We start from the raw sequence: 23,483 nt of genomic DNA, 5'->3' as shown, positions 1-23,483 counted from the left end.
TCTACTCACGCCTTAGCTTCGCAGAAGAAGCTCACGGGTGATTTAACGCATAAGCCCTCGCGCCGGTTCTCAGCTTTGTGCCGGCTCTCTGTGGCGATATTGCTACGCGTCCGTCCCGTTCATTGCTTGCAGTCTATAACTTTTTATCCATTATCCCAGATAACCAACAGTTTTGTCAACAAGCATTTTCTTGCCAAACACAGTTGTCCCTCACGAGTGTCCTATATCAACGAACTAAAGGCTTCAGGTTAGGATTGTGGCCAACGCCCCGTCCAACCTTGGCAATACCGTGCCATTGCCGACTGCCAGCTTCGCCGCGCCAGTTGTCGCCAGCCAAATTGACGCGAACAATATCTGCCGTAAAGTCATTGCTTGTTTTGTCCGAGTTCTCCAGCAGCGAAGAACCCACTCCATAGATATCGACAGGCACCCCATGCCGTTCAAAACGTCTGATTTTTTCAACGTCGAATCCTCCGGTGACAACAATCTTGATATCCTTGCACCAGGTACGAGCCGCCTCGATTGTGTCAACAGGCACATCCCAATGCACATAGGCGGAATCAATCGCATTTCGCATGTTCCAGACTAAACGCGGATTGACGCCCATATCCAGTTTCTCATCACCTAGCGGAACAATAGACGCATCCTTCATATTGCCTGAGGTATCAGTACGCACACCGTAAAGACGGTACTTATTTGCTTCTTCGATTTGCCCGGATGTCTGGAGACGCCAGAATTCGGCAAACATTTTCTGCATCACTTTAAGGGTATCGCCGACACAGTCATTGTGGAAGTCAACCAAGACGATACGGGGAATATCAACAGGCATGATGCGGGCAAATTGCATCATTGTCTCAGCCGTATCGCCGAGAAAGCTAGCGATCGATGCATGGGCGATCGTGCCGCCGCCTTTACCACCCCACCATTCACCTTGATCATCAGTGGAGACAGAAGGGCTTGACGTCTTGCCAAAGGTGTGGTTGTACGCCTGGACTGCAATCGAATAAGCGTAGCCATGCAGTGCTTGTAATTTATAGTGGGCGAACCGGGCCGGAAAGAATAACACATTCTTGCCATTAGCAGCAACAAGAACGTTGTATACATTAGTCGCCACTCGCGATGCCTCAGTCAAGACACCAAGGATCGGCGTCTCCAAACGGGCAAAATCACGGTAACGTCCTCGCACCTTTAGCACTGGTTGAACAGCCAGCGGATTACCGGCATATGCAGCAAAAGTTCCGTCATGAACAGCCTCAATTTCAAGTTGATGAAACGTGTTGACAAATTGTCCATCTTCCTGAAAATAGCCGGTGCATTCCTCTAGCAGCGCCAGCGCCTCATCTACCCCAGCAACCAGCGTAACTGGCCGACGACGGGTAAAAAACTGCATTTCAACAATGATATCGCCATTTTTGATATGAGAACAGTCTATGTCACAGAGATCACTTTCACCAGCAAATGTATATTTCTCGCGAGACAACGTCTCCAGAATCTGCGCGATATTGGAAAAGTATGCGTCAGTATACCAACCGGCCCTCATCCTCACGGCATCAATTTTAAATACCGCTTTATTTAGCCGCTGTCCATTAAATACACTCATTATGATTCCTCCCGCAAAGCCGTCGCTCAATTCACGATGATTCGGATAGTGATATATTTAGGCAGAGTTTCTTCAGTCCAACCCGTTCCAGTCGCTGGTCCATTACCAGTAACAGTGGCCGTTGCCCGGTAACCAGTATAGTAGGCTACCTTTTCAATCAGCATCTGGACGTTCCGACCATCAGTATATTTGGTGTACACTTGCCCTGGCTCTACGGAAGTAATCGGTCCGCCAAAAAGGAATTGCTGCCACAAGTCATATCTCGTGTCAGGATCAGCTTCTTTCTTCAGCCAGCAGGTTATAACCGAGGCTGTCCACTGAAAACCATTGTTGACGTTTTTATCTTTGTATAGATAGGTCCGATGGTCCATATGTTGAAAACGAAACTCATAACCGGCGAATTTCAATATCTGGTTCGAGTTATCGTTCGCATTTACAGTGAACAGTATCTCCGCAGCCTCACCGCTGGGAGCCCCCAGCAATAATAGCAGTAATGTAAGCCCCAGAATAAACCGTTTCATAGAAATACCTCCCGCGCGTATTCATCAACAGCATGTGGGCCTTAGCGCCGCAAAAATGGGATTGGCATAGATGTTGGTGCGGATCGCCTCGAGTTGTTCATCGGCTGAAGAGCGTAATAGGTATACTTGTCCATCTAGTGCGTTGGCCAAATCTTTATCAGTAATAAATGGCAGATTAATCGCCGTATTCAGAAGCGCTCCAATCGCTGCAGCATGAGCTGATAGCGAGCCTACCGCTAAATCACTGACCGCGTGTGGGTTGACTTTGCCACAAAGAGCTTTTGCAATTTCCAAAGCTTCCAGACAAGCCCTGGCTACCTCGAGCGGGATCTCCGCTGCCTGTTTAAACGCTTTCTGCACAGCGTCCTTACGTTGCTGTTTCTCGTCTTCTGTTGCTTTGGGCAACTTATAAGCGGTCATAACGCCGCTGAAAGCCTGAGCATCACGGTCAATGAGAATTTGCAGTTCATGATGGAGCCGAGCCAACTCTCTTTGCTTTGCCGTCAAAAGCTCGCTGTGTTGCGCCAACTCGTCGCGCCCCAGAGAAAGGTTGATGACCATCTCCAGCAAGCAAACTCCTGTTAACCCATTAAGAGCTGCCGCGCTACCGCCGCCGGGAGCAGGCTGCTCCGAGGATAAGCGATCGGCGAATTCTAAAATTGACAGTTCTGTAAGCATAAAATCCCCTTTCCCACTCTCTTGCTTATTCAGCAGATATAATTAAATGATAGTATGGCTGCCCGCCATTATATAGTTCGATCTGTACATTACTAAACCGCTGTGCCAAAAGCGCCTGTAATCGCTCCGCTTCGCCGGAACTAACGCCTGAACCATAGTAGAGACTGACAACCTCAGTTTGAGGAGTGATCACCTCTGAGATCAAAGCTGATAGAGCAGTATCAATATCTTCAGCATCGGTAACAATTTTACCTTCCAACAGTCCAATAAAACGTCCAGCGCTCACCGAACGGCCATCTGCCTGGCTATCGCGCACGGCAATTGTCAGGCTTGCCGCCTTCACACTATTCATACGTTGCGTCATGGCAGCAATATTGGCATCGTACGACTTATCGGGATCAAACGCGGTCAACGCTGCAATAGCTTGCGGCATATTCACTGATGGCAGAACAGTTACACTGTCTCCAATCAATTTTTGCGTTTGGGACGCAGCTAGCACCACATTCTTATTGTTTGGCAAAATAATATAATGCTCGGCCTTGCCAGCATGAACCGCCGCTAAAAAATCCTCGACCGCCGGATTCATCGTATCGCCACCAGACACGATGCCAACAGCCCCCAATCGGTGCATGATCTCAGCCTGGCCATCGCCAGCAGCTACACTAATCACTGCGGTTTTAGCCAATATTCCGTCATTTGAATGCACTAAGCGATGTTCATGTTGATCTGCCATGTTATCGATCTTGATATCATGTAATGTCCCCCAGGTAATAGCAGACTCGAGAACTGTACCCGGGCGGGCGGTATGAATGTGTACCTTCAATAAACCATCGCCGCCTGCCAGAACCAGTGATTCGCCAAGCGGCTCTAGCACCGTCTTTGCTGCCTGGGTTGTCTGGCTACAGGGATCTACAATAAATTCGGTACAATAGGGATGAGAAATTTCGACCTTTTCCTGTGAGGTGGTTTTAAGCGTCTGCGAGAAATTTGCCTCTGGCGCAGAATCAATGCCGTTTATTCCGTCAAGACAGCCGCTAAGGAAAGCAATCAGTCCCTGACCGCCTGCATCGACCACACCAGCAGATTTAAGGATTGGCAAGAGCTCAGGCGTGCGCGCTAATTCTTCTTTACCGGCTTCAATCGCTGCTGACAATATCTCGGGAAACGGCAGATTTTCCCGCACAGTACGCCTTGCACCCTTGGCTATGCCTTTTGCAACAGTCAGAATTGTTCCCTCGACCGGACGGGCGACCGCGCGGTATGCGTAAAGAATACCGTATTGAAACGCTTTGCCCAATTCCGATGACGTCGCCTCATTTTTACCCTGCAAGCCACGAGCTATGCCGCGGAAAATCTGTGAAAGTATTACGCCGGAGTTCCCTCTGGCGCCCATGATCGCACCATCAGCTGCTCGCTTTGATAGAGCGCCGATGTCAGATTCTGGCGCTTGCGCCAATACCCGTGTGACTGCGCCCAGAGTTAGCATCATATTTGTGCCAGTATCTCCGTCCGGCACAGGAAAAACATTCAGGCAATTAATTGCCTCATATTCACGTAAAAACGTGCGATAAGCCCCATTAATCATCCGGCGAAAATCGCCGCCAGTTATCATTTCAACTGATGGTTGCACAAACATCCCCCTCTATCACTCAGCACAGATGGGTCCCGTCCCCCAACGCCCGACTTAAGGGCGCTTAGAAGGGTTCAGATGCTAGGCACGACGAGGATTACGCCGCGCCGCGTACAATACGGGTACGCAAGCAAGTAACCGCAGGAGTAACAACGCAGATGAGCCCTTCTAAGCGCCCGTAGAGTCCTGAAGGATGACCCCGACTAACCCTGGCCCCAAATGTGACGAAAGAACCGCTCCGCCTGTGCTCACGCTAATCAGATCAGCCGGATAAACTTCCTGAAGTTTCAGTTGAAGCTTCTCCGCTTCTTCCGGCGCGTCGAGATGAACGATTCCTATATACTCGGGATTATTATGCTGCTTCACTTCTTCCACTATGCGGTTAATAGCCTTGGTCCAGGTCCGTACCTTGTCAAGTACTGCCACCTTGCCGCTGTTGAGATAAAGCACCGGGCGAATTTGCAGGATCGTGCCTAAAAGTGCCGCTGCGCCGCCAATACGGCCGCCTTTATGCAAATATTCTAGTGTGGCAGGCACAAAAAGCGTGTGGGTTGCTTGACTCACACGCTCCATTCGGTTGGCGATATCAACTGCCGATTTACCAGCCGCTGCCATTAAAAGCGCCTGTTGCGCCATTCTAACCATGCCGATCGCTGTTGTACCTGAATCAACTACCCTAATTCGCTTCGGGTCAATGCTTTGCGCTGCCGTTTGTGCGCTCTGGACAGTGCCGCTCAAACCGCTCGACAGCGTAATGACAACAATATCGTCGCCTGCCCCGATGATCGGCTCAAATATCCGAATAAATTCACCCGGGGCTGGCTGCGATGTTTTCGGGAATTCACCGGTTTCGCGAATAAGGGAAAATAAGTCCGTATTATCAATCTGGTCTTCCCGCCATTGGCGATGCCCCAGCATCACCGCAAGCGGCACAACATGCAGATTTTTATGTTCCTCCAGCATCGTTTGCGGTACATTAGCGGTGCTGTCAATCACGATATGAACCTTAGGCATGTCGTTCCTCCTTGTCTCTTCTATCAGTATTGTACCAAAATTTTACTCGGAAATATACTAGGTAAGAAAAACCGTCGTTACCTATGAGACTTATATAGCGAAGCCCGTTTCTTCTCTCCACTTATACTTTCTGGAAGTTTAAGAAAAACCGCCGTTTACACGGCGGTGACGGTTACATAACTTGAGCTATTTGCTGCGTATCGGCCTGGTCCGCGGCAGAATCCTGGGGACGTTCAATGATCTGAGTTGCCGCGCCGTGAACACCACATTCAGGACAATACCAAGACTGGATTTTCAACAGGGTTACACCATCTGAACACCGATAGTCAACAATGGTGAATTTTGATCGTTTGTCAAGATGTTCACACCAAACAGAATGATTCATCACTAAATCCCCCATTTATACTTGTCATTAGTACCAGGTTCTAAGTCCTGATAATAGTTTATTCGCGCAATCGCCTGAATATTCCTGCCAGATCAACAAACTGGTAAAGATTTTGTAAAAAGGATTTTCGCTAAATAACGAGAAATACTCAATAGAATCGACAAATACCCATATTATCGTTGAAGACTGACGATTAAATAGGAGAGTTCCTTCATGGAAAAACAGCTGTTATTCGCCCTCGACATCGGAACGCGCAGTGTAGTCGGTCTGATCGGCTGTCCTGGACCGAATGGATTGGATATTATTGCGACCGAACGTATGGAGCACCATACCCGTTCTATGCTTGACGGACAAATCCACGATGTACCGGAAGTTGCACAATTAATTACACAAATAAAAGCCAAGCTGGAGAAAAGCTGCGGTCCGCTTCACGAGACGGCTGTCGCAGCGGCCGGACGCTCACTTTGCACCTTACGCGCACAGGCTGACCTTGATACATCACACCGTGGCGCGTTATCCGTCCAAGATGAGCGAACGCTCGAATTAGCCGCTTTACAATGCGCACAGCGGCAACTTGCCGCGTCATCAGAACTGCCTGACCCAGCTGCCTATTATTGCGTAGGCTACAGTGTCACCGGTTTTACATTAGATGGAACAAAACTAATCAGCCTAGTTGGGCAACGCGGCAAAACCGCTGTTATTGAGCTTATCGCTACATTTCTGCCTCGTCAGGTTATCGACTCCATGCAGTCAGCCTTGACTGCCGCCGGCTTAGAGTTGACCACCTTAACACTTGAGCCAATTGCCGCCATTAACGTATTGATACCGACTACTATGCGTCACCTGAATTTGGCTCTGGTTGATGTCGGCGCAGGAACGTCAGATGTGGCCATTACCCGTGACGGCTCTGTCATCGCCTATGGTATGGTTCCATCAGCCGGCGATGAGATTACTGAGGCGATCTCGCACCAGTATCTCCTCGACTTTAATGTGGCGGAGACAGTCAAACGCCAGCTACTAAAACATAAAAGAATCACCTTTACCGATGTCCTGGGTATTGTTCATAAAGTCCCCGCAGCCGAAATTTTAGAGCGAATACAGACCAACATTGCAGAGTTGGCCCGTGATATTGCCGCCCAGATTCTTACCCTTAACGGCGTAGCCCCGCAAGCGGTTCTGCTGGTGGGCGGCGGCTCATTAACACCGTTACTGCCACAAGCCGTAGCACAATCATTAGAGCTGCCGCTTGCAAGGGTCGCCATCCGCAAGCCGGAAACAGTGGATGGCTTTAACAGTATCCCAGCAGTTCTCTCCGAACCTGACGGAGTCACGCCGCTTGGCATTTTAAAAATTGCAGCAAGCAACACCTTGCATTTCATTAGCGTCTGGGTTAACGACAACCCGGTACGGTTATTCAATTTAAGTGAATTGACTGTCGCTGACGCAATACTCGGCGCCGGCATTGACGCGCGCAGTCTACATGGCAGACCGGGCATGGGCCTGACGATTCGCGTTAATAGCGAAACCCGCTTTTTCCCAGGACAGTCGGGCCAGCCTGGACAGATCACCATCAATGGAGAACCTGCCAAACTGACTGACTCGCTAGTCGATAAGGCCTCGATTACTGTGGCCAAGGGCAAAAGCGGCGCTTCACCGCGCATGTGCGTAGCAGATGTAGTCGACGTACCGGATTCCTTCACAGTAACTATCAACACGATGCTGACGATAATTCAACCGGTTATAACTGTCAATGGCCAAGCCGCTACCATGGAAACGCAACTCAATGATCGGGATGAAGTCTGCTGCTGTTTACCAAAGACGGCGGACGAAGTCATCAATACCTGCGAAATAACCGCCAAACCAACAATCTTCAATTATGTAATTAACGGCACTGAGCGTGAGTTTTCAGTCATGCCTAATCTAAGCGTCAATGGCAAGCCCGCGCGACCGGACACATTGATCGAGGCGAATGCTGTCATTCTCATACAGGATGCTACGCCGCCCACCATTACCGAAGTTCTCGGCTTAGATTCTTTCAGGGAAGAAACACTAGTTGTTCAATTCAACGGTACTCCCTGCCGTCTGCCCGCAAGACGTCAATCGCTGCTATGTGATAACCAGCCGATCTCACCAGATGCACTAGCGCCGATTGGCGGTAATATAACATACACGGTTTCCCAGACACCGCCCACTGTCAGCGATGTACTATTGGCTGCAGACTTTGACCCTCGCTCATTACCACTAGGCAGTCAAGTTAATGTACTATTGAATGGCCGGACGGTCGAATACTTAGCACCGGTAAAAAACGGTGATCAAATTGAAGTAACCGTCAAGTAACAGAAGTAGGAGGTAAAATGGAGTATCTCAATCAGATTCCGTTATTCGCCGGAATGTCTGAAGACCAGCTTAGGCAGATTCATCGTTATAGCGTTGAGCGTTCTTACGGCAAAGGCTCCTTTATCTTCCAAGAGGGAGACCCTGGCGAAGGCTTTCACTTTGTTATCAGTGGCAAAGTGAAAATCGTCAAAGGCTCTGACGACGGACGCGAGCATACGATCAAAATTATGCAGCCAGGAGATGTCTTCGCCGAAGTATTACTGTTCACAGCCTTTCCCTATCCAGCAACCGCCGTAGCTGCTGAAAACTCACGCGTTGGCATGATAAAAAACAGCGATTTGGAAAAGCTAATCCTCACCAATAGCCAACTCGCTTTACAGCTCATTAAAGCTCTCAGTCAACGTCTGATCTATGCGCAAAGAAAAATTAAGGACCTCGCCTTAAATGACGTCATGTCACGTACTGCTGAGACTCTAGTCAGCCTAGCTCGCGATCATGGCCAGCGCAACGAAAAAGGCCATATCGCCATTCTCCTTGACATGCCTCGTCAAGAGCTAGCCAACCTGGTAGGAACCACCCGCGAGTCTGTCACTCGCAGCCTCAGTTCCCTCAAACGCGACCGCTTGATCGACTTTGACGGTCGCCGGATCATCATCCTCGAGCCAGAAAAGCTGCAGTCTCTGTCAGAATAAAGTGAGCCACCTAGTATGGGTGGCTCTTCTTATTCTCTCAAACAACAAACCTAGGGCGTTCAGAAAGGTCCAGATACTAGGCGGCCCCGCGAACCCAACAGCGACGCGTACTATACGGGTACGCTAGCAATGGGTTTGCGGGGCCAACAACGTAGATGGGCCTTTATCAACGCCCGATATAGTCTTTGCCGACGACAACTGTCACCTGATTCGCACTCCCCGCCTGCGGCGATACTTGAAGTGCATAATTAAAGGGCAAACCTGTCAGCCGGTTGAGAATAGATTCTTGGGCAGAACGGGCGATGACAATGGTATTGCGATTCACATTGCCCGAAGTACTTACCTCTGTTACGGAAAATCCTTGTTGTTTAAGCTGTGATGCCATTTTTTCACCTGCAGATGCATTACCACTGGCGTTAATAATATCCACCCGGATCAAGCCAGACTGAGGTTCAGCTGGCCTTACCTGACTGGCTGGTTTCTGGGGAACAACCGGTTTTACCGGCGTAGTTGCAGACTTAGGTTGGCCGGGTTTTGCCAAACTAGACTTTGTTGATACAGGTTTATCTGATAGCACCGTTTCATCTGGTAGAGAATTTTGGTACTCGGCCGCCAATCGATTTGCTGATGAGGTATATTGCGCATCAGGTTTGATCCCGAGCACTTTCGCCATATGCTCCCGGAGCGCAACAATATCTGGGGCAAGATAGCTGATACCAGCGATATCAATTGGTGTTCCTGGCGCCATATCGGTTTTTAGCCCCTGTCCTTTAGCATCTTTAAGCGCCTTACCCATACCAATCAGTTCTGTTACTGATAAGTCTGTGCGAATGGCATTTTTCACTTCGCTGATGATAGCAGGCAATTTGACAAGAATAGCAGGGCTAGTCACCTCATCCATCATTGCGCGAATAAAATGCTGTTGACGATCAATTCGCCCAATATCGCCTTCTTCATCACGGTAACGCACATATTTGATGGCAGTATCACCACCCATATGCTGCATTCCCGGCTGTAAGTCGATGATCAAATCATCATACGGGTCCTCGTAATACATTCGCTTTTCTACGGCAATGTCGACACCGCCGACTGCGTCAACAATCTTATTGAAGCCCAAGAAGTCAACTTCGACATAATAGTCTATTGGCGTCCCCAGAAGTTCCTCGACTGCCTTTTGGGTTAGTTGATGCCCGCCTAAAGCGTAAGCGTGATTAACTTTGTCAAAACCATAGCCTGGTATCTTAACACGGGTATCTCGTGGAATCGATAATAACGCAGTTTCCTTCGTCTTGGTATCTAACGTAATTAAAAACAACGTGTCAGAGCGGCCAATGTCCTCTTTTCGATGATCGACCCCCAATACGAGGATATTTACCTTCCCCATGTCAGGAAGAGCTCCAAATTGGCCGGTATTTGCTCGTTTATTCCGTTTGGGAGTTGGCATGGAGGATTCACTGAACCAATAGTATGAAATCGCAGTAGCCGCAATCAGTAAGCCAAAAGCGACAATTGCAAATTTCAGCCATTTGCGTTCTTGAACTCTTCTCTGCTTCATTTGTTCCGTACGCGTCATTAGACTTGATCATCCTCTCTATCGTAAGCCATTATTTCTAAAAAACAAGCCCCCTTAAACAGCGTGGGGGCTGGTATCAGTATAGCAAACGATTGACTTATTAGTCAATGACAGGATGCTGACAACGAACTATCTCCGTCATAAGAATCTAGACCACCGAGAACCCGGCATCCTCAATTGCGTCTGTAATATCGTTTAACCTTGTTTTCGTAGAATCAAACTCGACAGTTAGGATTTTGGCCGTTAGCTTTACTTCACCTGACATGACCCCTGGCAAGCCGCGTACTGCCTTTTCAACCGCATTCTTGCAGTGAGCACAGCTCATTCCTTGGACTTTAAGTACTATCTTCTCCAGGTGCGTCCCATGGCAACCGCATGTTTTGCACATCGTCGAATCCTCCGTTATAGTCTATATTAGCTGCTTAAGTATCTGCTGCATAAACGCGGGCAGATCAATTGGCGTTCTTGAGGTTACTAGGTTATCATCCATAATCACCTCAAGATCGTGGTAAATGCCGCCGGCATTCAAGATATCAGTCAAAACCGAACGATAGCAGGTGACATTCCGACCGCGAACAATATCGGCCTCGATCAGCAGTTGCGGCCCATGACAGATGGCGCCAATAACCAAACCCTGCTTGTCTGCCTGCCGCACCAAGTCAACCATCGCCTCATTCATCCGCATTTTATCAGGCGCCTGTCCGCCAGGAATGATCAACGCAACGTAGTCTGACAGGGTTACCGCCTCTGCCGCTACCGTAGCGGCTAGGGGATAACCATATTTGCCTTTATATACTATTTCCTGCTGCGGCCCAGCCACATCGACGGTAAACCCCGCCTCAAGCAGACGATAATAGGGATACATCGCCTCCATGTCTTCAAAGTTGTTTTCGATAAACAGCAGTACCTTTGCCAATCCGCTCACCTTCGCTTTCATATTATCCCTTTGAGCAATATATTCGCACATTAGCAAAAAAAACCTGCCATATAAAGATCTTCTCATAAGTTCGGCCTCTGAATTATTAAGCTCTGTAGGGTGTTCAGAAAGGTCGAGATGTTGTTGCCTACGAGACTAGAATATACCGGACGTAACACAGCATAACGGCATCACTAGGCAGCCCCGAAAATCCAGCCGCGCCGCGTACGATACGGGTACGCAAGCAATGGATTTTCGGGGCTAACAACGGTCGATCATTAAGCCATCCATGGCATGATCGACACTAGAACCATCCGTGGTTCGTCGCAGATTGGCCCGTTGAAGAGCCCGGCCTATTTTTTGGGGAATTTGCTGGCTATCTCGTTCCAAGCCTCAGGCTGTTCCTGACCTAAACGCCAGATTGCAATTCCTGCAGGGTTATACTTGGCGATAATAGCGAGCTTAGCTGCTGTACTGCGATCGTTTTCGAACCAAACCTCATGTCCGTTGTAGGAAAAATGTGGCGCTTGGGAGGCCTCATCATACTGGACTTTTGCGCCATGCTTTTCTGCAAGAACAATCGCATTGACATAGGTGATGGTCTCACCGGCTCCTTCTTTTGGCCAATCATAGCCATAAGCACTGACACCGATAATCACTTTATGGGGACCGCCTGATTTTTCAATGGCGTACTGAATATTTTTTTCATACCAGTCAACTGGCGCAATCGCACCTGGCTCAGATGTCGCCCAGTGTTTATCGTAGGTCATAATTTGTAAATAATCGGCATTCTTGGCTAACTGGGGATAGTCATAGGCACCGGAAACGTCTTCATGCACATCGACTTTAGGGAAGATGGAGATAATTACCGTTTTATTGATTTGTTTTAGCTTAGGATACAATTCAGCCATAAAAGCGTTTAAGTTATCCTTATGCGCTGGCTTTAACAGCTCAAAATCGATATTTACTCCGTCATATTGTTTTTCTTGCACCATTTTAACGATGTTGTCAATTACCTTTGTCCGCACAGTCGGATTTCCCAGCACTTCATCTGTCGCACCAGTCTTGTTGGTTATCAGCGGATAAATCTTTAACCCAAGCTGTTTTGCGGTATCGTGAACCAGTTGGCTTTCCTTTGTCTCCAGCATGCCGTCACTTTTTGCCCGGTACCAAAATGGCGCAACTGCGGTCATATGCTTCGCATAGGTTTTCATACTAGGAAATGAGCCTGTTTTATCCGGAGTACCTGGCCAGGGGTTCTCATAATAACCGATAATCAAGCGAGGATATTGCGTCGGCGCCTGTGTTCCTTGCTGCTGTCCCGGCAGTGGCTTGGGTGCAGCCTTCTTGCCACAGCCTCCCCCCCATACTAATCCGGCCGCAAGCAACGAAACTAAAACGGTTGCTGTAATTATTCTTGAGTAACGCATAGCATCATCCCTTTCCAAAGTTTCATTCGGAAATAGTATGAGCGTTACGGGCATCCTTAATTCTACTAGCAAATAATGCCACTATTCTAAAATTCGAATATTTGCGCAACCTGATGCATCCATTAGTATTAAGCATCCTGAGTAGAAAAACCTCAGTTTTTGACGGTTTGTCCCGAAAGCGTTTAATTTTGATTTGTGCTATACTAGGAATAAGAACTGAATATTAAAACAACGGGAGCGTGAATACATGGACAAAACAATTTTGACGCACTCCGCCCCATTGAACGGTCCTGCAGTTAAGTCGCTGGAGGATGCACTCAGCAAGTCGCCTAACCGGATTATTCAGCTCGAAATTAACAATGTGCTATATCAGCTTTCACAAGAAGGACGTTGGTTTAAGTTTTCACTTTTAACCAAAAAGCGATCCATTAAGCGATCAACCGTCTTCGAAACCATTACTGAATTATATAACCAAGCTGTGCATGGCAATGCATGGCGCTTACTGCCAAACTAAACGCTAAAGGCCCTCATCACGAGGGCCTTTACTCTTTTAAACGTATAGAAATTACAAGTTCGCGCAGAGAACGAGGCTACGTTTTCCACGGAGGACACGGAGTTCACGGAGGGCTCGCACGGAGGATTACCGTTTTTTAGGCCAGCAAATCTGGCAAATAATGTTACCTTCCGTGGCCTGCGTGTATCCTCCGCGCCCTCCGTGGAGCGGTATCCCATATTCCCCAAAGACGCCGCAAACGGTTTTTCTTATCTGCAAACCAATCGGCAAACATCAAGAAACGTAGCCAGCACCCGTCCAGTCAAACCCCAAATCACGCGATTTTCATAACGGTAAAACCAAATCGGGTATGTGTGTCTACGCTTCCAATCCGGTGAGTATCCGTCAGGCATAAAACCTGGTGGAATATCGGCTAGTGGTCGGGTAGCCAGCTCCATCTTACCAATTACTGGTTTAGTCTGCAGTAAATAAGAAAGCGGCACAGTAAAGCACTCCTCCACCTCTTGCTTACTAGGACGGATCGTGCACGAGCTAGACAACACGCCCACATAGGGGAAAAGCATAACACCGATGGGACTGGCCACAATCGGCAAGGGTCCGAGCACTCTGATACATTCCTTTGGCAGTGTTAATTCCTCGGCAGTCTCGCGAATTGCCGCCGCCATAGACGTCTCTCTCGGTTCAATCCGGCCGCCGGGAAAACAGATTTCCCCTGGTTGGCGTTTAAGGCTCTGCGCCCGTACCTCAAACAGTACAGATAGTTTGCCATTCTCCTCGACTAATGGGAGAATCACCGCAGACTCCAGAAACTCTCCCGCGTTATCAATGATTGGCTGTTCAAGCTGTCGCTGTTGCAGCTTTTGATATAATCTCTCGATATCCATAACTTACTCCTTATCGAATGGGAACTACAGCATTTAGCGACAGCCGCTATTAAACGACTTGAATAAATACATTCATAGTACCGCCGCAAACCATGCCATTCTGGGCTGCATCATCATCAAGCAGCCACACAGAAATCGTGCAAGCAACTCCATCATCTAACACTGACAATGCTTTCATTTTCACTTCGGCCTCCGCGCAGCCACCACCGATGGTACCATACGTACCGCCATCAGGGAAAACCAGCATCTTTGCACCTGCTTTGCACGGTGTTGACCCTTTAGTACTGATTATTGTTGCTAACGCCGTGGCCTTCCCTGCCAACTGGCGGCTATGGATATGCAGAAGAAGAGCTTCAGTCAACTCGCTCACTCCTCCACATCGTCGATAAGGGCAATCCAGTTCCACCCTTTTCCACTGCCAGGATTTCTGCCGCAATGCTCAAAGCAATCTCGGCAGGAGTCTGGCCATGTAGATCAAGCCCGATGGGTGCCCGAACGCTGCGAATGGCTGCATCAGATACTCCCTCTTCGCGCAGTGTCTCAAAAATAAGACTAATCTTTCGCCGACTACCAATCATGCCGATATAAAATCCGCGGCTATTGAGCGCATGCCGCAAACAGGCTAAATCATGCTTATGCCCACGAGTTACGATAATAACGGCAGCAGCTTTACCTATTTCGATATCAGAAAACGCCTTTTCAAATGATCCGCAAAAAACACTAGCCGCTTTAGGAAATCTCGCCGAGTTGGCGAAGTCGGGGCGGTCATCAACAACAGTCACAGTATAACCGATCAATGATAAGATGTCGACAAGCGGCTGACTGATATGGCCACCGCCAAAGATAATCGCTTGCCGTTGCTGAATTAGTTTATCCCAAAAGAGCTCGAATTCCGGTTTGCCATCTAAGCGAAATAAGCTAGGATATTCCCAACTCTTTCCCGCCAACTCTTGCAATATCTCTGTGGTAAAAGATTCGCTGATGATGCAGCCTTTAGATTCGCCCTCCAGATAGAACAAAAGCCGCTGTCCGAGATACTGTTGAAAAGACGGCGGAGACTTCGTTAATGTTACTATATACACAGTGCGTGCGGCTTGTGCATCAAATAGAAGCTCGGAAAATACATCCAACTAGCTCACCGCCCTCAGAATTACTTGTTCGCAGTCTCTTGGTTGATTTCCTCTAATGAACGGTTCATCGTCTCTTCTCCCAGAACCATCACATTCAACGCGATAATTAATAAAACAGCGGTGAACATAGCAAAAATCGTAGCGAATTTATCTGGCCCAGTAAATAACGCGCCAACCACGATTGGCGCCAAGATGCCGCCGACCCGACCAAATGCAGCTGCTGATCCGACCCCGGTGCCCCGAGCATGAGTAGGATACATCTCTGGAGTATACGTATATAATAGTCCCCAGGCGCCAAGATTAAAGAAAGACAACAAGCAACCCCACAAAAGAATGTCAGAGCTAGTCGCAGCATTGCCAAACATATAAGCGCAACCGGCGCAAGCGGCTAAAAACCCAGATAAAGTTGGTTTACGCCCAAGTCTATCCACCAAATAAGCAGCGACAAAATAACCCGGGATCTGAGCTAGTGTCATGTACAATAGAAATTCAAACGACCTAATTAAATCGTGTCCGCTCTTTACCAGTAAAGAAGGCAACCAGGTAAAGATACCGTAGTAGGAGTAAACCATGCCAAACCAGAGAATCCACAGACAGATAGTACGCTTAATATAGGGGGCCGACCATAATTCGATGAAGGAAATGCTCTGCGTCTTCAAGCTTCTCTCAGCAGCTGTCGGCGCAGGTCCCACGGGGATACCTAACTCCTGTTCAATTTTCGCCACCAGCGCATGGGCTTCGTCATATTTTCCTTTGTTCACCAGATACAATGCTGACTCAGGTACTAGGCGCCACAGATAGAAGATCATGAGCGCCGGCGCAGCACCGATGAAAAAGGCTATCTGCCATCCATATTTCGGAATAACGAGATAAGCAATAACTGATGCTGCCAGCCAACCAAGCGCCCAAGCGCTTTCAAGAATCACAATCATCTTGCCTCTGTGCTTAGCTGGCGAATATTCACTGACAAGCGTCACGGCAACCGGCAGTTGCCCACCGACACCGAAACCGACCAAAAAACGAAAGACTAGCAACGATTCATAATTCCAAGCGATGCCGCATAGCCCGGTAGCAATACTGTAAATCAATAAGGTGCCTGCAAATAGCTTTTTTCGCCCAAAATAGTCAGCCATCGTTCCGGCTAAGAAGGCGCCACTAGCCATACCTACCAAGCCGATACTGCTGATATAGCCAATTTGCGCCGTGGTCAGATTCCATGAGCCAATCATTTCCGCCAAGACAAAGGCGACTATGCCGGTATCCATGGAGTCAAATGTCCATCCTAACATGGTAATAATCAGCAATCGCCAGTGGAATTTCCCCATCGGCAAATTACTTAAGCGATTTGCTATGCTAGACATTAATTGCAGCCCCCTTTTATTGCCTGACAGGAATTACGGTAAACAGAACAGCGTTTCAGATGGAAACCATCTAAAACGCCGACTTGTCGCTCACATTTTTTATTAGTATATCACAAGATCAACTAGCGTTATCCCTATTTTCGTATAGTCGTCCCGGCCTGTCAAGTTAAAAAGTCCGAGGCCAAAGCCCCGGATTCCTTTCTTTGTATTTATTTCACCTTCAATATTAGTTTTATTATTAATAGCACTGGCAAACCCCGTCACTTTTATTTATAATCGCGGCTTCATAAGGGAACCGCCGAACCATAGGTCCGGCGGCCAATACTTGGTAATATACAGTTGCTAGCAGGAAATATCTGGGGTTTTAGCAACAGTTTCGTCATCCACACTCGCACTAACAAGCTTAGCAATAACCAAGTCGCCAGAAACGTTCAGGGTAGTTCTGCACATATCCAGGAAGCGGTCAACACCAAGGATCAGTCCCAGGCCTTCGACTGGCACGCCGACATTTACGCACAGGATCGCAATGATTGGCAACGTGCCACCAGGAACGCCAGCCGTTCCGATACCGCCCAATACTGCCGTCAAGACCACCACTACTTGTTGCTCAATGGAGAGGCTGACTCCGAACACCTGAGCCAGGAACAACAACACTACGCCTTCATACAGACCTGAGCCGTTTTGGTTGGCAGAAGCGCCGCAAGTCAAGACGAAACGAGCGATTTTTTTGGGCAGTTTTAGTGTGTTCTCAGCAACGTCCAGCGCGATCGGCAGAGTAGCATTAGAGGAAGCCGTTGAAAAAGCATACACATATGCTTCTTTACAAGATTTGAAGAACTCCCATGGGTTTGTTTTCGCAAAAACCTTTAAGAAGAAGGCATAAACTACAAACTGCTGGATCAGCAGGCTGAGTACGACAATACCGGCAAAGTAGGCAACGTTCGTCAGGAAGCCGGCGCCCATCCGGTAGGTCGTGTTGAACACTATGGCAAAGATGCCATATGGAGCAAGCTTCATGGCCCACTCGATGATCTTTAGCGAACCATCAAAGACAGTTTGAAACATCTGGATGAGCGCATTGTTTTCGTCTTTAACGACTATACTGAGCGCATAGCCAAACATTAAAGCGAACACCATTACAGCAATAATTTCACCGCCAAAAGCTCTGGCTGCAGAGTCAACGGGGTTCTGCGGAATCAGATCGGTAATATATTGGGTCCATGGTTTGCTTTGCGCAGCCTGCATATTTTTGTTAATCGTCAAAACGCCTGTGTTCTTAGCAAGTTCGGCTCTGTCGAACTGCACGCCAACCCCAGGCTGCATGATGTTAGTCATCGTTACGGCGAGCATAACGGCAATCAAACTCAAGACAACAGTATACGTTAACGACTTGGTAGCAACTTTGCCTAGGTTACGGCCTTTGCCCAACTCAAATACACCGAGAATTAATGCGGAAACTAACAAGGGCACAACAACCATGAAGATCATTCTAAGGAATATGGCGCCAGTTAGCGTACAGAAGTCGGTGAATGTCTTCATGAAGGGATAGGCTTTTTCCGGGAAAGTATAATAGCCAATTAGACCAATAACAACGCCAAGTACAAAACCTAATAAGAGTTTTTGATATTGCTTCACGACTAATCCCCCTACGTTTTGATTTGTCAGCTTTCGCTCTGAAAGCCCAGCGTATGTCGGCTAATCCCCCCCTTATACATCACTATACTATATCTACATTATCACAATAACTGATACACTACTGGAAACAACAAAAAAGATTAGAAACTCTCACTTCTAATCTCTGAACAGTCTGACTATTTACAAATCCTGTCTGGATATCAATCTTGCAATATCAGCTTCGCTCGAGGAATGATTACAATAAACTTCGCTCCCCCTCCCGTTACTGAAGAAACACTAACCGTCCCGCCAAGATCTTCAGTTAGGTTTTTCACATGGGCAAGGCCCAACCCGGTCGACATTTTCCCGGTTTCCAGCGAAAATTTGGTTGAGTAGCCAGGCTTAAAAACGAATAATAATTCGTCGGCATTAATACCGATTCCGTCATCTTCTACTTGGAATATATACTCGTCTGCATTACGTGTTTGTTTGACGCCAATGTTCCCAGACTGCCCGGACGCTTCGATGGCATTCATAATTAAATTATCGAGCAATGATACGATCGTATAGTACCGGTCGGTTAGGAAATCTTCAGTATAGTGAAAGGTTATCGTAATATTCTTTCCAGAAGCCTCAATATAGCGCAAAACATTTTGTTCAATGATATAAAACACTTCAGAAAAATTCATATATCGATCCAGACTGGTAGGCTTTAACACATTTTCAATGCCGCTAATTACCCGAGTATAATCTTTTTTCACTTCATGAATATCTCGTGCAATTTCGAGCGCCTTACCCGCATTCAGAGCCAAGGATTCTTCATCCCACTCTCGCTGTTTCAAATGATTATATAACCAATAGCTGCGTTCCATTACACTTTCAATATCCTGAGATGATTTCTTTAAATAAAAAAGCTCAGCTTTTAGCTTTGCGATCATTAATATCAGTTCTGTATAGCGTCTTAACTGTTCTTGTACCAACACAAACGAATGGTACTTCTTAAGCAGCACATATCCATATATGGCAATAACGGATCGTGCCATCGCAATAAAAATAACACTAGCAAGTGCCAGTTCATAGTCAACAGCCTGCAATGCAGGCCGAAATAACAACTCGACAATATTACTCAGAGCATCGGTTGCACTAAGTAACAAGGTAGCAACGGTGAACTTATCAATCAAGTTATGAATATCAAATAGCTCAAATAAAGTTCCGAAGGTTATATAGTATGCCAAAGCGGGAATATGTCCTATAAATACGATTTCTAGACTATTTTGTCCAAGAAAAAAGGAAACAGCTACTCGGAAAAGCACAATACTTACACCGCTAATGAAGACGACCCGAAATGCAGGAAGCTGGGGAAAAGAGAACAGCAACATAGATAACACTGTGACACCCAGAGTAAACCGAAATTGGTTATCGAAGGGGGTAATGAACACCATGCTGGCAAGAGTAACAAGCATGACTATATGGATGATCAGTTTATGCTGCTCTACATTTATGCGAAAGCTTTTCATTACGTTATCCCTCAACTACTAATTATCCAGCCTGACCGGCAATAAAGATAATGCCTTGAATGAATTTTTTCACATTGATTTTGCCGTGGTAGTTACTCTTGCCATTGACAAAGCTGATTTCCTGTCGCACTTCCTTGAAATCAAATAAGGACGAACTATAATTCTGGAATTTCTCATTATAATAATCTTCTACACCCAGATTGACTAGGTTTTGCATTGCTTTTGTGATCGTTCGGCGAATACGCTGCTCGATAGCCTTTGCATCCTGATTCAGTTTTTGTGATAACTGGCCATATAATTCATTTAATTGATAGGTAGATTCATTATCCTGGCGCTGGTTCGCACAGATTAATTCAATAAGCGCATAGATATCCTTAACGCCTGCCTCACCAATAATTCCCAAATCAGAAAACGTCCGATAGATTGCCGATTTGTGTTTATTTTCACCATCAACTTTAGCTGACGGATTTTGCCCGGTAAACTGCGATGTAGTCTGATGGACATATGACATGAACTGACGTAGTTTGCGGCTTTCTTTAATCTTGTTAATTACAGACCTGACCTCCAAGACATTGATTGGCTTATGGATGAAAAATTCGATACCGCTTTCGTATGCTCTGGTAATCATGGGCTCGCTATTTACCTGTGATATCATAATATAAGAAATATTAAGCCTTTCCGTAGACAACCGTGTGATCAGTTCAACACCGTCTTGTCCGGGCAGAAGCATATCAATCAGAGCAATATCAGGGAGACTGACTCTGAGAACTTCTTCCGCAAGTATCCCATCACTGCATTCTGTTACGACTATCCCCAGTCCTGTATCTTCGATGATCCGCCTGAGCATTTTCCGGATGCTGATATCATCGTCCACAATAGCAAGACGTAGTTCCATAGTTGCCTCCAGTTCATATAAAATACTCAATTTTAGAACTTATTATAATTATTTTAACAATTCGATAAATGCTTGCCATCTTCCTTCCATTAAGTGTCACTAAAAGAAAGAACCGCCTAAAATAACAGCGATTTTAATCTATATATTTATTTTCAGCCTACAATTGCCTTATCTTGTTTTATGGTATATTGATCTTCACAAAAATACAAAAAGGCACTCCTTTTGAGTGCCTTTTTGTATTCGCAAATCCGCGTGGCTAATTCTGACGGCTATGCCTAACCGTCTTCTTCGGCTTACTAGGCAATACTTTTAGCGTCAGCACTTTCCTCGATATCACCTACACTTGCGCTAACGAGCTTAGCGATAACCAAATCACCAGAAACGTTTAGGGCAGTTCTACACATATCCAGGAAGCGGTCGACGCCGAGGATCAAGCCCAATCCTTCAACAGGCACACCAACATTTACGCACAGGATCGCAATGATTGGCAACGTGCCGCCAGGAACGCCAGCCGTTCCGATACCGCCCAACACTGCCGTCAAGACGACAACCACTTGTTGCTCTATGGAGAGGCTGACTCCGAAAACCTGAGCCAGGAACAATAAAACTGTCCCTTCATATAGCCCTGAACCATTTTGGTTGGCGGAAGCGCCGCAAGTCAAGACGAAACGAGCAATCTTGGGAGGCACTTTAAGTGTCTTCTCGGCGACTTCCAGCGCAATCGGCAGGGTAGCATTGGAGGAGGCAGTTGAAAATGCGTACACATACGCTTCTTTACAGCTTTTGAAGAATTCCCACGGGTTCGTTTTCGCAAAAGCCTTTAGGAAGAAGGCATAAACAACAAATTGCTGGATCAGCAGGCTGAGTACGACAACTCCGGCGAAGTAGGCAACGTTCGTTAGGAATCCAGCACCCATCCGGTAGGTCGTGTTGAATACTATGGCAAAGATGCCATATGGAGCAAGTTTCATGGCCCAATCGATGATCTTTAGCGAAGCGTCAAAGACGGTTTGCAGCATCTGGATGAACGCATTGTCTTCATCTTTAACGACCATGCTGAGCGCGTAGCCAAACATTAACGCGAACACCATGACAGCAATAATTTCACCGCCAAAGGCTCTGGCTGCAGAGTCAACGGGGTTCTGCGGAATCAGGTCGGTAATATATTGGGTCCAAGGTTTGCTTTGCGCTGCCTGCATATTTTTGTTAATCGTAAGAACACCTGTGTTCTTAGCAAGTTCATCTCTGTCGAACTGCACGCCAACCCCAGGTTGCATGATGTTAGTCATCGTTACGGCGAGCATAACGGCAATCAAACTTAACACCACAGTATACATTAACGACTTGGTAGCAACTTTACCTAAGTTACGCCCTTTGCCCAATTCAAAAACACCAAGAATTAACGCTGAAACTAGCAAAGGAACAACAACCATAAAGATCATCCGGAGGAATACTGCACCCGTTAGGGTACAGAAGTCAGTAAACGTTTTCATGAACGGATAGGATTTTTCCGGAAAAGTATAATAACCGATTAGACCGACAACGATACCGAGAACAAATCCTAACAACAGCTTTTGATATTGCTTCATATAAACCTCCAATAGTATTTGTTTGAATTGTGTTGTTAACTCTTAGATAATCCTCTATCTACCACACCCTTTGATAATTTTACATAAAATGTTACGGATAAAAAAATAATACATTTGAGTAATAATTATAGCATAAAATCACTTGGCTGAGAGCATTCAGCGCGATTGTATACAGAATACTATTGCTGAAATATATTTTTTGTCGATAATCTGCTATTTATACTATTTTTTTCAACCCATTGTCTCGCCCCATAACACCTTTGATATGTTGCATCTTTCACTGATTGCACCTTAGCCGTTCTAAAAAGAAACCTCTGCTCTTCAATGCGATAATCACTGATTAAGCCTTCGGAACTCTGTTCTGAAATGAATCCTTTAATTCGCAATCCTTAACTCCCGCGTGATTAAACTTGGCCCGGGCCAGGCATTAGCCTTAGCGGAGGTTAAGGTGTACCGTCGAAGCGGGACTAGTGCCTGGCTAGGGCCGCCACCACAAATAGCCACCCAAGGCTTCGGCTCACCTGTTTTCGGACTGCTGACGAACCTACCGCCACCATGATGAGCTGAGTGGTAAAGAAAGTAGAAAACAAAAAGCACTCGCTTTCCAGCGAGTGCTTTTTTACAAACCTGCGACTACCTATCCTCCCAGGCCGTCACCAGCCAAACGTTCTAAAAAGAAGCTCTTGCTCTACAATATGCTTCTTGCTGATTGCACCTTCGATACTTTCGGCGTATGTGTGCGCGTTCTAAAAAGAAGCCTTAGCTCTACAAATAGCTGAATATTGGTTGCACCTTCGGAACCCGTTCTAAAAAGAAGCCTTGCTCTACAATTAGCTTAATACTGATTGCACCTTCGACGCGTTCGGGTGCTGCTAAAGCCTACTGCCACCGTATTCAGCTTATCTCTAAAGAAACGCGAAAAGTAAAATGACCTACTTTATCAGTAGGTCATTTTGTAACCGGCAACTACTTATCCTCCCAGGCCGTCACCAGCCAAGTACTTTCAGCGTATAAGGGCGCGTTCTAAAAAGAAGCCTCTGCTCTTCAATGCGATAATCACTGGTTGCACCTTCGGAACTCCTGTGTTCGGACTACTGACGAACCTACTGCCACCATAATTAACTAAGTGGTAAAAGAAAGTAGAAAAACAAAAAGGACTCCCTTTTTAGTGAGTCCTTTTGCTAAACCTGCGACTACCTATCC

General features: G+C 46.8%; 21 protein-coding genes. 3 read left to right on the top strand and 18 right to left on the bottom strand.

The features are described 5' to 3' along the window. Nucleotides 1–226: 226 nt before the first annotated feature. The 6 genes from AXX12_RS18120 to AXX12_RS18095 all read right to left on the bottom strand — a co-directional run bounded on the left by AXX12_RS18120 (nt 227) and on the right by AXX12_RS18095 (nt 5,828). The gene (locus AXX12_RS18120) at nt 227–1,600 is read right to left on the bottom strand and encodes a nicotinate phosphoribosyltransferase (protein ID WP_066245782.1); all 1,374 of its coding nucleotides are present in this window, start codon (nt 1,598–1,600) and stop codon (nt 227–229) included. Nucleotides 1,601–1,626: 26 nt separating this feature from the next. Further along, nucleotides 1,627–2,121, bottom strand: a complete 495-nt coding sequence (locus tag AXX12_RS18115) for a hypothetical protein (protein ID WP_066245780.1) — start codon at nt 2,119–2,121, stop codon at nt 1,627–1,629. Nucleotides 2,122–2,145: 24 nt separating this feature from the next. Then, nucleotides 2,146–2,799, bottom strand: coding sequence for a cyclodeaminase/cyclohydrolase family protein (locus AXX12_RS18110; protein ID WP_066245778.1), 654 nt, complete (start codon nt 2,797–2,799; stop codon nt 2,146–2,148). Between the two features lie 25 nt (nt 2,800–2,824). Next, nucleotides 2,825–4,435, bottom strand: coding sequence for a DAK2 domain-containing protein (locus tag AXX12_RS18105; protein ID WP_231881952.1), 1,611 nt, complete (start codon nt 4,433–4,435; stop codon nt 2,825–2,827). 162 nt (nt 4,436–4,597) lie between these two features. Continuing rightward, nucleotides 4,598–5,443 carry a DegV family protein gene (locus AXX12_RS18100; RefSeq protein WP_066245775.1) on the bottom strand — a complete coding sequence of 282 codons (846 nt, stop codon included), beginning with the start codon at nt 5,441–5,443 and terminating at the stop codon, nt 4,598–4,600. 172 nt (nt 5,444–5,615) lie between these two features. Then, on the bottom strand, nt 5,616–5,828 hold the full coding sequence (locus tag AXX12_RS18095) for a hypothetical protein (RefSeq protein ID WP_066245774.1): 213 nt from the start codon (nt 5,826–5,828) through the stop codon (nt 5,616–5,618). Nucleotides 5,829–6,041: 213 nt separating this feature from the next. Here AXX12_RS18095 and AXX12_RS18090 point away from each other — a divergent pair, with 213 nt between their 5' ends. Both AXX12_RS18090 and AXX12_RS18085 read left to right on the top strand, forming a co-directional pair. Next, nucleotides 6,042–8,165, top strand: a complete 2,124-nt coding sequence (locus tag AXX12_RS18090) for a cell division FtsA domain-containing protein (RefSeq protein WP_066245772.1) — start codon at nt 6,042–6,044, stop codon at nt 8,163–8,165. Nucleotides 8,166–8,182: 17 nt separating this feature from the next. Beyond that, nucleotides 8,183–8,857: a Crp/Fnr family transcriptional regulator gene (locus AXX12_RS18085; protein ID WP_066245770.1), complete on the top strand. Its 675-nt coding sequence runs from the start codon at nt 8,183–8,185 to the stop codon at nt 8,855–8,857. A gap of 166 nt (nt 8,858–9,023) precedes the next feature. Here AXX12_RS18085 and AXX12_RS18080 read toward each other — a convergent pair whose 3' ends face one another. From AXX12_RS18080 to AXX12_RS18065, 4 genes are all read right to left on the bottom strand, one after another. Then, complete coding sequence (locus AXX12_RS18080; protein WP_066245768.1) at nt 9,024–10,430, bottom strand: LCP family protein; 1,407 nt, start codon at nt 10,428–10,430, stop codon at nt 9,024–9,026. Between the two features lie 148 nt (nt 10,431–10,578). Further along, nucleotides 10,579–10,818, bottom strand: coding sequence for a copper ion binding protein (locus tag AXX12_RS18075; protein WP_066245765.1), 240 nt, complete (start codon nt 10,816–10,818; stop codon nt 10,579–10,581). A gap of 21 nt (nt 10,819–10,839) precedes the next feature. Next, complete coding sequence (locus AXX12_RS18070; RefSeq protein ID WP_082816981.1) at nt 10,840–11,433, bottom strand: type 1 glutamine amidotransferase domain-containing protein; 594 nt, start codon at nt 11,431–11,433, stop codon at nt 10,840–10,842. A gap of 266 nt (nt 11,434–11,699) precedes the next feature. Next, a complete protein-coding gene (locus AXX12_RS18065) occupies nt 11,700–12,776 on the bottom strand; it encodes a glycosyl hydrolase family 18 protein (RefSeq protein ID WP_066245763.1) in 1,077 nt (358 codons plus the stop codon). 247 nt (nt 12,777–13,023) lie between these two features. Here AXX12_RS18065 and AXX12_RS18060 point away from each other — a divergent pair, with 247 nt between their 5' ends. After that, nucleotides 13,024–13,290 carry a hypothetical protein gene (locus AXX12_RS18060; protein ID WP_066245760.1) on the top strand — a complete coding sequence of 89 codons (267 nt, stop codon included), beginning with the start codon at nt 13,024–13,026 and terminating at the stop codon, nt 13,288–13,290. Nucleotides 13,291–13,538: 248 nt separating this feature from the next. Here the strand turns inward: AXX12_RS18060 and AXX12_RS18055 are convergent, their stop codons facing one another. The 8 genes from AXX12_RS18055 to AXX12_RS18020 form a co-directional block, all read right to left on the bottom strand. Further along, nucleotides 13,539–14,174 (bottom strand): NUDIX hydrolase, encoded by a 636-nt coding sequence (locus AXX12_RS18055; protein WP_082816980.1) that lies wholly within the window; start codon nt 14,172–14,174, stop codon nt 13,539–13,541. Between the two features lie 49 nt (nt 14,175–14,223). Further along, nucleotides 14,224–14,544, bottom strand: coding sequence for an XdhC family protein (locus AXX12_RS18050; protein ID WP_082816979.1), 321 nt, complete (start codon nt 14,542–14,544; stop codon nt 14,224–14,226). Beyond that, a complete protein-coding gene (locus tag AXX12_RS18045; RefSeq protein ID WP_066245757.1) occupies nt 14,528–15,304 on the bottom strand; it encodes an XdhC family protein in 777 nt (258 codons plus the stop codon). Before AXX12_RS18045 ends, AXX12_RS18050 begins: the two co-directional genes overlap by 17 nt. A gap of 20 nt (nt 15,305–15,324) precedes the next feature. After that, on the bottom strand, nt 15,325–16,665 hold the full coding sequence (locus AXX12_RS18040) for an MFS transporter (protein WP_066245755.1): 1,341 nt from the start codon (nt 16,663–16,665) through the stop codon (nt 15,325–15,327). 342 nt (nt 16,666–17,007) lie between these two features. After that, nucleotides 17,008–18,300, bottom strand: a complete 1,293-nt coding sequence (locus AXX12_RS18035) for a dicarboxylate/amino acid:cation symporter (protein WP_066245754.1) — start codon at nt 18,298–18,300, stop codon at nt 17,008–17,010. Nucleotides 18,301–18,500: 200 nt separating this feature from the next. Then, nucleotides 18,501–19,796, bottom strand: coding sequence for a sensor histidine kinase (locus tag AXX12_RS18030; protein ID WP_066245753.1), 1,296 nt, complete (start codon nt 19,794–19,796; stop codon nt 18,501–18,503). A gap of 22 nt (nt 19,797–19,818) precedes the next feature. Beyond that, entirely contained in the window at nt 19,819–20,691 is an 873-nt protein-coding gene (locus tag AXX12_RS18025) for a response regulator (RefSeq protein WP_066245752.1), read from the bottom strand. Nucleotides 20,692–20,987: 296 nt separating this feature from the next. After that, nucleotides 20,988–22,280, bottom strand: a complete 1,293-nt coding sequence (locus AXX12_RS18020) for a dicarboxylate/amino acid:cation symporter (RefSeq protein ID WP_066245750.1) — start codon at nt 22,278–22,280, stop codon at nt 20,988–20,990. Nucleotides 22,281–23,483: the final 1,203 nt, after the last annotated feature.

This window comes from Anaerosporomusa subterranea (genome assembly GCF_001611555.1).
GTDB lineage: Bacteria > Bacillota > Negativicutes > Sporomusales > Acetonemataceae > Anaerosporomusa > Anaerosporomusa subterranea.
This window is presented reverse-complemented; position numbering and strand designations above follow the sequence as displayed.